The 12,306-nt window shown below is 72.9% G+C and carries 10 protein-coding genes; 4 read left to right on the top strand and 6 right to left on the bottom strand.

The window, feature by feature from the left end:
* Positions 1 to 99: 99 nt before the first annotated feature.
* Complete coding sequence (locus ACFVZH_RS13330; RefSeq protein WP_384896352.1) at positions 100 to 1,470, top strand: cytochrome P450; 1,371 nt, start codon at positions 100 to 102, stop codon at positions 1,468 to 1,470.
* Between the two features lie 88 nt (positions 1,471 to 1,558).
* Here the strand turns inward: ACFVZH_RS13330 and ACFVZH_RS13325 are convergent, their stop codons facing one another.
* Both ACFVZH_RS13325 and ACFVZH_RS13320 read right to left on the bottom strand, forming a co-directional pair.
* Entirely contained in the window at positions 1,559 to 2,350 is a 792-nt protein-coding gene (locus ACFVZH_RS13325) for a putative protein N(5)-glutamine methyltransferase (protein ID WP_384896350.1), read from the bottom strand.
* Positions 2,343 to 2,825, bottom strand: a complete 483-nt coding sequence (locus ACFVZH_RS13320) for a glutathione peroxidase (RefSeq protein ID WP_384896348.1) — start codon at positions 2,823 to 2,825, stop codon at positions 2,343 to 2,345. Before ACFVZH_RS13320 ends, ACFVZH_RS13325 begins: the two co-directional genes overlap by 8 nt.
* A 36-nt stretch (positions 2,826 to 2,861) precedes the next feature.
* On the opposite strand from ACFVZH_RS13320, the gene ACFVZH_RS13315 reads away from it, so the two are divergent.
* The gene (locus ACFVZH_RS13315; protein ID WP_384896346.1) at positions 2,862 to 3,086 is read left to right on the top strand and encodes a DUF6011 domain-containing protein; all 225 of its coding nucleotides are present in this window, start codon (positions 2,862 to 2,864) and stop codon (positions 3,084 to 3,086) included.
* Between the two features lie 117 nt (positions 3,087 to 3,203).
* The gene (locus tag ACFVZH_RS13310; protein ID WP_384896344.1) at positions 3,204 to 4,274 is read left to right on the top strand and encodes an RNA ligase (ATP); all 1,071 of its coding nucleotides are present in this window, start codon (positions 3,204 to 3,206) and stop codon (positions 4,272 to 4,274) included.
* 28 nt (positions 4,275 to 4,302) lie between these two features.
* Here ACFVZH_RS13310 and ACFVZH_RS13305 read toward each other — a convergent pair whose 3' ends face one another.
* Together ACFVZH_RS13305 and ACFVZH_RS13300 are read right to left on the bottom strand one after the other, a co-directional pair.
* Positions 4,303 to 5,166: an acyl-CoA thioesterase gene (locus ACFVZH_RS13305; protein WP_384896342.1), complete on the bottom strand. Its 864-nt coding sequence runs from the start codon at positions 5,164 to 5,166 to the stop codon at positions 4,303 to 4,305.
* 12 nt (positions 5,167 to 5,178) lie between these two features.
* Positions 5,179 to 7,692 carry a DEAD/DEAH box helicase gene (locus tag ACFVZH_RS13300; protein ID WP_384896340.1) on the bottom strand — a complete coding sequence of 838 codons (2,514 nt, stop codon included), beginning with the start codon at positions 7,690 to 7,692 and terminating at the stop codon, positions 5,179 to 5,181.
* Positions 7,693 to 7,824: 132 nt separating this feature from the next.
* Here ACFVZH_RS13300 and ACFVZH_RS13295 point away from each other — a divergent pair, with 132 nt between their 5' ends.
* Entirely contained in the window at positions 7,825 to 8,616 is a 792-nt protein-coding gene (locus ACFVZH_RS13295; protein ID WP_384896338.1) for a metal-dependent hydrolase, read from the top strand.
* Between the two features lie 101 nt (positions 8,617 to 8,717).
* Here ACFVZH_RS13295 and ACFVZH_RS13290 read toward each other — a convergent pair whose 3' ends face one another.
* Both ACFVZH_RS13290 and ACFVZH_RS13285 read right to left on the bottom strand, forming a co-directional pair.
* Positions 8,718 to 10,499 carry an ABC transporter ATP-binding protein gene (locus tag ACFVZH_RS13290; RefSeq protein ID WP_384896336.1) on the bottom strand — a complete coding sequence of 594 codons (1,782 nt, stop codon included), beginning with the start codon at positions 10,497 to 10,499 and terminating at the stop codon, positions 8,718 to 8,720.
* Complete coding sequence (locus tag ACFVZH_RS13285) at positions 10,496 to 12,301, bottom strand: ABC transporter transmembrane domain-containing protein (protein ID WP_384896334.1); 1,806 nt, start codon at positions 12,299 to 12,301, stop codon at positions 10,496 to 10,498. The genes ACFVZH_RS13290 and ACFVZH_RS13285 overlap by 4 nt, the downstream gene beginning before the upstream one ends.
* Positions 12,302 to 12,306 lie beyond the last annotated feature (5 nt).

The raw sequence follows: 12,306 nt of genomic DNA, 5'->3' as shown, positions 1-12,306 counted from the left end.
AACCGGCCACATTCGGTCCACTGTTCGGGCAGCTCTCCCCGTGGGGCACCCCCTGGGGGGAGAATCACGCCGCAGGTGACGATCAAGGGGGAACCGTTCATGGCCATCACCACCGGAACCGAAGCGCCCGAACTCGCGGGACTACCGCTGCTCGGCTCCATGCTCGACCTCAAGAAGGACTCCCTGGGAACCTTCCTGCGGGCCCAGCGCGAGCTCGGCGACGTCGTCCGGATCAGCGCCGGACCGCCCGGCGTCCGCGCCACCGTCTACGGCGTCTTCTCCGCCGACGGCGCCCAGCAGGTCCTGGCCGGCGAGTCGGCCAACTTCCGCAAGGACAACGCCTTCTACCAGGAGATCCGCGAGTCCTTCGGCAACGGCCTGCTCACCAGCCAGGACGAGGACTACCTCCGCCAGCGCCGGCTCGTCCAGCCCCTCTTCACCAAGCGCCGGGTCGACGGATACGCCGCGGCCGTCGCCGCCGAGGTCACCACCCTGACCGCCGAGTGGCAGGACGGCGGCGCGGCGTCCGTCGACGTCCTGCAGGAGATGACCCGCCTCGCCCTGCGCGCCGTCGCCCGCATCCTCTTCGGCACCGACGTCGACACGGCCGTCGAGATCGTCGAGCGCAGCTTCCCCGAGCTCGGCGCCTACGTGCTGCGCCGGGGCTACTCCCCGCTCAAGTTCCCCCGCGACTGGCCGACCCCCGGCAACCGCAAGGCCGCCGCGATCCACGAGGCGCTGTACGAGGTGTGCGACCGCATCATCGCCGAACGGCGAGGCTCGGACCGGGCCCACGGCGGCGACGACCTCCTCACCCTCCTCGTCGAGGCCGAGAGCGCCGAGGACGCCGGCTTCGACGCGACCGAACTGCGCGAGCAGGTCCTCGTCTTCCTGCTCGCCGGGCACGAGACCACCGCCACCTCCCTAGGCTTCGCCCTCCACCTGCTCGGCAAGCACCCGGAGGCGCAGAAGCGGGCCCACGAGGAGATCGACCGGGTCCTCGCCGGCCGTACCCCCGGCGCCGCCGACCTCGACTCGCTGCCCTACGTCACCCAGGTCCTCAAGGAGGCCATGCGGCTCTTCCCCGCCGCCCCGGTCATCGGGCGCCGCGCCGTCGCCGCCACCGAGGTCGGCGGCGTCACCATCCCGGCGGGCGCGGACGTCATCGTCGCCCCCTGGGTCACCCACCGGCACCCCGCCTACTGGGAGGACGCGGAGCGCTTCGACCCGGACCGCTTCACGCCCGAGGCGGAGGCCGCCCGCCCCCGGTACGCCTGGTTCCCCTTCGGCGGCGGCCCGCGCGCCTGCATCGGCCAGCACTTCTCGATGCTGGAGTCGGTGATCGCCCTGGCGATGATCCTGCAGAAGTACGGCTTCGAGGCCATCGACACCGAGGTGCCCGTCGGCTCCGCGATCACCCTGCAGACGGCGGGCCCGGCCCGCTGCCGCCTGGTTCCCAGGACGGCGTAGCCCCCACCCACGGAAACGGTCCGGCTCCTCGGGAGAGAAGCCGGACCGTTTCCGTGGGCCGGTCACCGGGGACCGGCCCGCCGGGGCGCTACGGCCGTGTCGCGACGACGACGGTCGCCCACCACTCCTCGGAGGTGACGACCCGAGGCGACAGGCCGCACGCCGACATGACCGCCGCGGCCGACTCCGCCTGCCGTTCGCTCGTCTCCACCAGCAGGTGCCCGCCCGGCGCCAGCCACCGCGGCGCCTCGGCGGCGACCCGCCGCAGCACGTCGAGACCGTCCCCGCCGCCGTCCAGCGTGACCAGCGGCTCGTGGTCGCGGGCCTCGGGCGGCAGCAGCCCGATCTCCTCCGTCGGTACGTACGGCACGTTGGCGACCAGTACCTCGACCCGGCCCCGCAGCTCCGGCGGCAGCGGCGCGAAGAGGTCGCCCTCGTACACCCGGCCGCCGCGCGGCTCGACGTTCCGCCGGGCGCAGCGCACGGCCGCCGGCTCGATGTCGGAGGCGTGCACCTCCGCACCCGTCACCCGGTCCAGGAGCACCGCGCCCGCCGCGCCCGAGCCGCAGCACAGGTCGACGCAGACGGCCCCGGGCCGGGCCAGTTCCACCGCGTGCCCGACGAGGAACTCCGTGCGCCGCCGGGGCACGAAGACCCCGCCGTCGACCTCGATCCGCAGCCCGGCGAACCCGGCCCAGCCCACGACGTGCTCCAGCGGCAGGCCCGCCGCCCGCCGCTCCACCATCAGGTCCAGCTCGGCGGGCCCGGCGGCGGACGCGAGCAGCATCTCGGCCTCCTCCTCGGCGAAGACGCAGCCGGCGGCCCGCAGCCGCTCGACGACGCCCGCGCCCGTGCCCGTTCCCGTCCCCAGGTCAGACAAGCTGGGCCTCGATCGCCGCCAGGACCTCCGGGGCATCCGGCTCGGTGCGCGGACGGAAGCGCGTGACCTGGCCGTCCCGGCCGATCAGGAACTTCTCGAAGTTCCACTGCACGTCACCGGCCTGGCCCTCGGCGTCGGCGACCTTCACCAGCTCCGAGTAGAGCGGGTGGCGGCCGTCGCCGTTGACCTCGGCCTTCTCCAGGAGCGGGAACGACACCCCGTAGGTCGCCGAACAGAAGCTCTGGATCTCCTCGGCGCTGCCGGGCTCCTGCCCCGCGAACTGGTTGCACGGCACACCGAGCACGGTGAAGCCGCGCTCCCCGTACTCCTTCTGCAGCCGCTCCAGACCGGCGTACTGAGGGGTGAGACCGCACTTGGAGGCGACGTTCACCACCAGCACCGCGTGGTCCCGGTAGTCGGCAAGGGAGACCGGCTCGCCGGTCAGGCGCTTCAGCGGTATGTCGTACAGGCTCATGGACAGCTCCTCGTCGGAATTTGGTTTGATCTCAGCATGGGAGACGAACCACTGGCAATCTCGATCGATTCCACGGCGGACGAACGACCCCGCAGGGTGACCTGCCGACTCTGCGGCCGCCCCCTGACCGGCAGCGACTCACGCCGCACCGGCCTCGGCCCCACCTGCGACGCCAAACTCCACCCCCCGGCCCCGGACATCCGCACCCGGCGCCACGAGGTGGCACAGGACACCCTGCCGGGCATCGACCAGGAGCCGTAGGGCCGGAACCCGGCGACGCTACCAGGCGGTAAAGCGGTCGCCCACGGGAATTTCGGGTCGGCACAGTGGGGCGCGATGCGAGCGAAACCCGAGCCACCGAGACCGGAGTCCTGAACCATGTCGACCCTGCGTGTCACCGCCGAAGTCCTCACCGTCCATCCCCACCCGAACGCCGACGCACTGGAGCTGGCCCAGGTCGGCCTCTACCGGGCCGTTGTCGCCAAGGGGGCCTACCGGACCGGTGAGGCCGCCGTCTACATCCCCGAGCAGGCCGTACTGCCCGCGCCGCTCGTCGACGAGCTGGGGCTGACCGGCCGCCTCGCCGGGAGCAACGCGGACCGGGTGAAGGCGGTGCGGCTGCGCGGCGAGCTGTCGCAGGGGATCGTGTGCCGGCCGGGCGCCCTCGCCGGTGTCGACCTGGGACGGGCGGCGGCCGACGGGACCGACTTCGCGGAGACGCTCGGGATCGTGAAGTGGGTGCCGCCGATACCGCCGACGATGAGCGGTGACGTGGAGATCGCGCCCGACCTGCTGCCCTGGGTGGACATCGAGAACCTCCAGCGCTATCCGGACCTGTTCGAGCCCGGGGAGCCCGTGGTCCTGACCGAGAAGCTGCACGGCACCGCGTGCCTGCTGACCTACGGCGCCGGGGACGGGCGCGTGCAGGTCTCCTCCAAGGGGTTCGGGGCGAAGGGCCTCGCCCTCCAGGAGGACCCGCGCAACCTGTACTGGCGCGCCGTCCACGGCCACGGTCTCGCCGACGTCGCCGCGCGGCTGGCCGAGCGGCTCGGCGCCCGCCGGGTCGGCCTCTTCGGCGAGGTGTACGGAGCGGGGGTGCAGGACCTGGCGTACGGCGCCGACGCGCGGAGCGAGACCGTCGGCTACGCGCTCTTCGACGTGTCGGCCGAGATCGACGGCCAGGTCCGCTGGCTGGACCCCGCCGAGGTGCTGGAGCCGGGCGAGGTCCCCGTCGTGCCGCGGCTGTACTCGGGGCCGTACGACCTGGACACGGTCCTGGCGTACGCGAGCGGCCGGGAGACGGTCTCGGGCCGGGAGACGCACCTGCGGGAGGGCGTCGTCATCCGGCCCGTCACCGAGCGGTACAGCCCGGTCGTCGGCGGCCGGGCCATCGCCAAGGCGGTCAGCCCGGCCCATCTGACCCGCAAGGGCGGCACCGAGTTCGAGTGACCGGCCCGGAGGGCCCGCGCGCGGGCCCTCACAGCTTGCGGAACAGACCCTCCTGGACCACCGACACCAGGAGCCGGCCCTCGCGGTCGTAGATCCGGCCCCGCGCGAGTCCCCGGCCGCCCGTGGCGATCGGGGACTCCTGGTCGTACAGGAACCACTCGTCCGCGCGGAACGGCCGGTGGAACCACATCGCGTGGTCGAGGGAGGCCATGTCGAAGCCGCGCGGGCCCCACAGGGGCTCGACCGGGATGCGCACCGCGTCCAGGAGCGTCATGTCCGAGGCGTACGTCAGGGCGCAGGTGTGGACCAGCGGGTCGTCGCCCAGCGGCCCCACGGCCCGCATCCACACCGCGCTGCGCGGGTCCGCCCCCCTGACCTCGTCCTTGCTCCAGCGCAGCCGGTCCACGTACCTGATGTCGAAGGCCATGCGCCGGGCCATGCGGTCCAGGGCCTCCGGCAGCGCGCCGAGGTGGTCGCGGATCTCGTCCGCGAGCATCGGCAGGGTGTCCGGGTCCGTCATGTGCCGCGGCGGCAGCTGGTGCTCGAAGCCCGACTCCTCCGGCAGGTGGAAGGAGGCCGTCAGATTGAAGATCGTCCGCCCCTCCTGGATCGCGGTGACCCGGCGGGTCGTGAACGACCGGCCGTCCCGCACCCGCTCCACCTGGTAGACGATCGGCACGCCGGGCCGGCCGGGCCGCAGGAAGTAGGCGTGCAGCGAGTGCACCGGCCGGTCGCCCTCGGTCGTGCGGCCGGCCGCCACCAGGGCCTGTCCGGCGACCTGCCCGCCGAAGACCCGTTGCAGCGACTCCTGCGGGCTGCGCCCGCGGAAGATGTCGGCCTCGATCCGCTCCAGGTCGAGCAGGTCCACGAGCCTCTCGGCGGGATTGGTCACCACAGATCTCCTCTACAGCTGTCCGACGGACGTCACGCGGACCACCGCGCGCCCCTCCTCGTCGGAGGCCGCGAGATCCACCTCCGCGCTGATGCCCCAGTCATGGTCGCCGTTCGGGTCGGCGAAGGTCTGCCGGACGCGCCACAGGCCGTGCGCCGCGTCCTCCTCGATGGCGAGCAGCTTCGGGCCGCGGGCGTCGGGGCCCGTGCCGAGGTCCTCGTACTCGTCCCAGTACGCGTCCATCGCCTCGCCCCACGCGTCCGCGTCCCAGCCGGACCCGGCGTCCAGCTCGCCGAGCGCGTCCACGTTGTCGAGGGCGGCCAGCTCCACCCGGCGGAACATCGCGTTGCGCACCAGGACCCGGAAGGCGCGGGCGTTCGCCGTGACGGGCTTGACCTGGTCGGCCTTCTCCTGGGCCTCCTCGGCCGTCTGGACCTCGGGGTTGGCGAGCTGCTCCCACTCGTCGAGGAGCGAGGAGTCGACCTGCCGCACCAGCTCGCCCAGCCAGGCGATCAGGTCCTCCAGGTCCTCGGTCTTCAGGTCGTCCGGGATGGTGTGGTCGAGCGCCTTGTAGGCGCTCGCCAGGTACCGCAGGACGATGCCCTCGGTCCGCGCCAGCTCGTACCAGGAGGTGAACTCCGTGAAGGTCATGGCGCGTTCGTACATGTCGCGGATGACCGACTTCGGCGACACCGGGTGGTCGCCGACCCACGGGTGCGACTTCCGGTAGACGTTGTACGCGTGCCAGAGGAGCTCCTCCAGCGGCTTCGGGTACGAGATGTCCTGGAGCCGCTCCATCCGCTCCTCGTACTCGACGCCGTCCGCCTTCATCTGCCCGACGGCCTCGCCGCGCGCCTTGTTCTGCATGGCGGCGAGGATCTGGCGCGGGTCGTCCAGCGTCGACTCCACGACGGACACCATGTCCAGGGCGTACGAGGGGGACTCCGGGTCCAGCAGGTCGAAGGCGGCCAGCGCGAACGTCGACAGCGGCTGGTTGAGCGCGAAGTCCTGCTGGAGGTCGACGGTCAGCCGGATCGTGCGGCCCTCGGCGTCCGGCTCGGCCAGCTGCTCCACCACACCGCCGTCGAGCAGCGAACGGTAGATCGCGATGGCCCGGCGGATGTGCCGCAGCTGGGCCTTGCGCGGCTCGTGGTTGTCCTCAAGGAGCTTGCGCATCGCCTCGAAGGCGTTGCCCGGCCGGGCGATCACCGAGAGCAGCATGATGTTGGTGACCTTGAAGCGGGAGGTCAGCGGCTCGGGCTCGGCGTCGATCAGCCGGTCGAACGTGGTGTCGCTCCAGGCGACGAAGCCCTCGGGGGCCTTCTTGCGGACGACCTTGCGACGCTTCTTCGGGTCGTCGCCGGCCTTGGCGAGCGCCTTCTCGTTCTCGATGACGTGCTCGGGGGCCTGCGCGACGACCAGCCCGGCCGTGTCGAAGCCGGCCCGCCCGGCCCGGCCCGCGATCTGGTGGAACTCGCGGGCCCGCAGCGTGCGCACCCGGTTGCCGTCGTACTTGGTGAGCGCGGTGAAGAGCACCGTGCGGATCGGCACGTTCACGCCGACGCCCAGGGTGTCCGTCCCGCAGATCACCTTCAGGAGGCCCGCCTGCGCCAGCTTCTCGACGAGCCGCCGGTACTTCGGCAGCATGCCCGCGTGGTGCACGCCGATGCCGTGGCGGACGTAACGCGAGAGGTTCTGGCCGAACTTGGTGGTGAAGCGGAAGTTGCCGATCAGCTCGGCGATCCGGTCCTTCTCCTCGCGCGTGCACATGTTGATGCTCATCAGCGACTGCGCGCGCTCGACGGCCTGCGCCTGCGTGAAGTGGACGATGTAGACGGGCGCCTGCTTGGTCTCCAGGAGCTCCGTCAGGGTGTCCGTGATCGGGGTCAGCCGGTACTCGTACGACAGCGGCACCGGGCGGGTCGCCGAGCGGACCACCGAGGTCGGCTTGCCCGTGCGCCGGGTCAGGTCCTTCTCGAACATCGCCACGTCGCCGAGCGTCGCCGACATGAGGACGAACTGCGCCTGGGGGAGTTCCAGGATCGGGATCTGCCAGGCCCAGCCGCGGTCCTGCTCGGCGTAGAAGTGGAACTCGTCCATCACGACCTGGCCGATGTCGGCGTACTTGCCGTCCCGCAGCGCGATGGAGGCCAGCACCTCCGCCGTACAGCAGATCACCGGGGCGTCCGCGTTCACGGAGGCGTCGCCGGTCAGCATGCCGACGTTCTCGGTGCCGAAGAGCTTGCACAGGTCGAAGAACTTCTCCGACACCAGCGCCTTGATCGGCGCGGTGTAGAACGTCACCTGGTCGTTCGCGAGCGCCGTGAAGTGCGCACCCGCCGCGACCAGTGACTTTCCGGAGCCGGTGGGGGTGGAAAGGATCACGTTGGCCCCGGACACGACCTCGATCAGCGCCTCTTCCTGGGCCGGGTAGAGCGTGATGCCCCGGTCCTCGGCCCAGGAGGAGAAGGCTTCGAAGAGGGCGTCGGGGTCGGCGGTCGGCGGCAGCTGATCGATAAGGGTCACGACACCATCTTGCCCGCATTCCGCTCGGATGAGGGAACCGGCCGCCGACCGTCTTGATCACGGACGATAGGCTCGTCCGTCGACCGGTCGTCAACTGAGCGCCGGCGCACGAGAAACGGGGCGGCAGCGACCATGATGGGACCGGCACACTCACTGTCCGGAGCGGCGGCCTGGCTGGGTGTGGGAGCGGCCGCGGCCGCCTTCGACCACCCGATGCCCTGGCCGGTTCTCGTGGTCGGTGCGCTCATCTGCGCGGGTGCGGCCCTCGCCCCCGACCTGGACCACAAGTCCGCGACCATCTCGCGCGCCTTCGGCCCCGTCTCCCGGGGCCTCTGCGAGATCGTCGACAAGCTGTCGTACGCCGTCTACAAGGCGACCCGCTCCACCGCCGACCCGCGCAGGTCAGGCGGCCACCGGACCCTCACCCACACCTGGCTCTGGGCGGTCCTCATCGGCGGCGGGGCCTCCGTCGCGGCCGTCACCGGCGGTCGGTGGGCGGTCCTCACGATCCTGTTCATCCACCTCGTCCTCGCCGTGGAGGGCCTGCTGTGGCGGGCCGCGCGGATGTCCAGCGACGTCCTCGTGTGGCTGCTCGGCGCGACCGGCGCCTGGATCCTCGCGGGCGTCCTCGACAAGCCCGGCAACGGCTCGGACTGGTTCTTCACCGGCCCCGGCCAGGAGTACCTGTGGCTCGGCCTGCCGATCGTCCTGGGCGCCCTCGTCCACGACATCGGCGACGCCCTCACCGTCTCCGGCTGCCCGATCCTCTGGCCCATCCCCGTCGGCCGCAAGCGCTGGTACCCGATCGGGCCCCCGAAGGGCATGCGCTTCCGCGCCGGCAGCTGGGTCGAGCTGAAGGTCCTCATGCCGGCCTTCATGCTCCTCGGCGGCGTCGGCGGCGCCTCCGCACTCGGCTTCTTCTAGCCGGCCGGCGCGGGCCGCCGTCGTTTCACGGCCGGCTCCCGTACGTATCCGGGCCGGGCTGCCTCGCGGCGGCCCGGCCCGGACGCGTACGGCTCGACGCGTCAGCCGTGCCATGACCTCCACAGCGCCGCGTAGGCCCCGTCCGCGGCGACCAGTTCGTCGTGGGTGCCGAGTTCGGTGATGCGGCCGGTCTCGACGACGGCGATGAGGTCGGCGTCGTGGGCGGTGTGGAGCCGGTGGGCGATGGCGACGACCGTGCGGCCGTCCAGGACGCGGCCGAGGGAGCGCTCCAGGTGCCGGGCGGCCCGGGGGTCGAGGAGCGAGGTGGCCTCGTCGAGGACCAGGGTGTGCGGATCGGCGAGGACGAGCCGGGCGAGGGCGATCTGCTGGGCCTGGGCGGGGGTCAGCGCGTGGCCGCCCGAGCCGACCTCGGTGTCCAGGCCCTCGCCCAGCGCGCGGGCCCAGCCGTCCGCGTCGACCGCCGTGAGGGCGGCCCACAGGGCCGTGTCGTCGGCGCCGGTCCGGGCGAGCAGCAGGTTGTCGCGGAGGGAGCCGACGAAGACGTGGTGCTCCTGGTTGACCAGGGCGACGTGTTCGCGGACCTGTTCCGCGGGCATCCGTGCCAGTTCGGCGGCGCCGAGGGTCACGGAACCGGTCCTCGGGGCGTAGATGCCCGCGAGCAGCCGGCCGAGCGTGGACTTGCCCGCGCCGGACGGGCCGACCAGGGCGAGCCGCGTACCGGGCGCCACCTTCAGTGACACCTCGTGCAGGACGTCGACGCCCTCGCGGTAGCCGAACCGGACCTCGTCGGCCCGGACGGCCCGGCCGTCGGGCCGCACCCCCGGGTCTCCCGCCTCCGGCTCGATGTCGCGGACGCCCACGAGCCGGGCGAGGGACACCTGGGCGACCTGGAGCTCGTCGTACCAGCGCAGCACGATGCCGATGGGGTCCACCAGCATCTGCGACAGCAGGGCGCCGGTCGTCAGCTGACCCACGTCGATCCAGCCCTGGAGCACGAACACGCCGCCGAGCAGCAGCACCGCGCAGAGCACCGTCGTATGGGTGAGGTTGACGACCGGGAAGAGCACCGAGCGGAGGAAGAGCGTGTACCGCTCCCAGGCCACCCACTCGGAGATACGGCGGTCCGACAGCGAGATCCGGCGCGCGCCCAGGCGGTGCGCCTCGACCGTGCGGCCCGCGTCGACCGTCTCGGCCAGCGCGGCGGCGACCGCCGCGTACCCCGCGGACTCCGAGCGGTAGGCGGCGGGCGCCCGCTTGAAGTACCAGCGGCAGCCGACGACGAGCAGGGGCGCGGCGAGCAGCGCGGCCGCCGCCAGCGGGGGCGCCGTCACCGCGAGACCGCCGAGCAGCAGCCCCGCCCACACGACACCGATGGCCAGCTGGGGCACGGCCTCGCGCATCGCGTTGGAGAGCCGGTCGACGTCCGTGGTGATCCGGGAGAGGAGGTCGCCGGTGCCGGCGCGTTCGAGGACGCCGGGCGGCAGCCCGACCGCGCGGACGAGGAAGTCCTCGCGCAGATCGGCGAGCATCTCCTCGCCCAGCATCGCGCCCCGCAGCCGGACGAGCCGCACGAAGAAGGTCTGCACGAGCAGCGCGGCCGCGAACAGGGCGACCGTACGCTCCAGGTGCAGCTCGCGGGCCCCGTCCGCGAGGCCGTCCACCACCGAGCCGAGCAGGTACGGGCCCGCCATCGAGGCGATCACGGCGGCCGCGTTCACCCCGATGAGCAGCGCGAACGCCCGGCGGTGGCGGCGCAGGAGCGCGCGGACGTAGCCGCGGACGGTCGCGGTGGCGGCGACGGGCAGCGTCGTCGCCGTCTTCGGGGCGGCCGGGTCGTACTCCGGCGGCGCCAGGCCGATCATGCCGATTCCCCTTCCAGTGCTTCGAGTTCGCCGACGCGGCCGACGGCCGAGGCGAGCTCCTCGTCGGTCTCGCGGGTGACCACCGCGCGGTAGCGGGGCTCCTGGGCGAGCAGCTCGCGATGGGTGCCGACGGCGACCGCCTGGCCCTCGTGGACCAGGACGACGCGGTCGGCGCGGTCGAGGAGGAGCGGCGAGGAGGCGAGGACGACGGTGGTCCTGGCCTTCCGCAGCTCCTTGAGGCCCACCGCGACGCGCGACTCGGTGTGCGCGTCGACCGCCGAGGTCGGCTCGTCCAGGACGAGCACCTCCGGGTCGGCGACCAGGGACCGGGCGAGGGCGAGCCGCTGGCGCTGGCCGCCGGAGAGCGACCGCCCCCGCTCGGTGATGCGGGCGCGCATCGGATCGCCGTCGGTGTCCACGGACGCCTGTGCCAGCGCGTCGAGGACGTCGTCGCACTGGGCGGCGGCCAGCGCCTCCTCGGCCCGGACCGCGCCCGAGGAGGGCACGTCGAGCAGGTCGCCCAGGGTGCCCGAGAGCAGGACCGGGTCCTTGTCCTGGACGAGGACGGCCGTACGGGCCGACTCCAGCGTCAGTTCGTCGAGGGGGGTGCCGCCGAGGAGCACCGAGGTGTGGCCGGCGCCCGGTTCGGCCGGGTGGCCGCCGAGCCGGTCGGCGAGCCGTCCGGCGACGTCCGGATCGCCGCAGACGACGGCGGTGAACCGGCCGGACGGGGCGAGCAGCCCGGTCAGCGGGTCGTAGAGGTCGCCGGTCGCCGCGCCTCCGCCGTCGTCGGCGGTGGCCGTCGTCGTGCGGGACAGGGCGAGGACCCGGGCGGCCCGTTTCGCGGACGGGCGGGAGAAGGAGTACGCCATCGCGATCTCCTCGAAGTTGCGCAGGGGGTGGTGGGTCAGGGCCACGGTGCTGTAGACCGTGACCAGTTCGCCGACCGTGATCCGCCCGTCGAGCGCGAGCCCGGCCCCGTACGCCACCACGACGATGAGCAGGATGCCGGGCAGCGCGACCTGGACGGCGGCGATCAGGGCCCACATCCGGGCGCTGTGCACGGCGGCCCTGCGGACCTCCTGGGAGGCGGCGCGGTAGCGGCCGAGGAACAGGTCCTCGCCGCCGATGCCGCGCAGGACCCGGAGCCCGGCGACGGTGTCGGAGGCCAGCTCGGTGGCCTTGCCCGCCTTCTCGCGCTGGACGTCCGCCCGCCGTGTCGCGCGGGGGAGGAGGGGCAGCACCGCAAGGGCCAGGACGGGCACGCCGACGGCGACCACGATGCCCAGGGACGGCTGGTAGAAGAGGAGGCCCCCGCAGATGAGCACCAGGACGACGGCTCCGGCGGCGAACCGGGAGAGCGCCTCGACGAACCAGCCGATCTTCTCGACGTCGGCGGTGGAGACCGCGAGAACCTCGCCGGCCGCGACCCGCCGGGTCAGGACGGAGCCCAGTTCGACGGTCTTGCGGGAGAGGAGCTGCTGGACCCGGGCGGCCGCCGTGATCCAGTTGGTGACGGCGGTGCGGTGGAGCATCACGTCGCCGGCCGCGATGGCGGCCCCGCAGGCCAGGAGCAGCACGCCGGCGAGCGCGAGCCGCCCGCCGTCGTGGTCCACGACCGCCTGCACGGCGATGCCGATGCCCAGCGGAAGACCGGCGATGCCCAGGTGGTGCAGCAGCCCCCAGAGGAGGCACTTCACCTGTCCGCCGAGCTGCTGACGGCCGAGCCAGACGAGGAACCGGGTACCCGAGCGGACGTCGGGGACCCCTGGGTCGGGGTAGGGAAGATCTCGAATCTGCATGGCGT

It is taken from the genome of Streptomyces sp. NPDC059534, from assembly GCF_042743475.1.
In the GTDB taxonomy this organism is placed as follows: Bacteria; Actinomycetota; Actinomycetes; order Streptomycetales; family Streptomycetaceae; genus Streptomyces.
The sequence above is the reverse complement of the archived record's forward strand: the minus strand, read 5'-3'. Positions and strand labels throughout refer to the sequence as shown.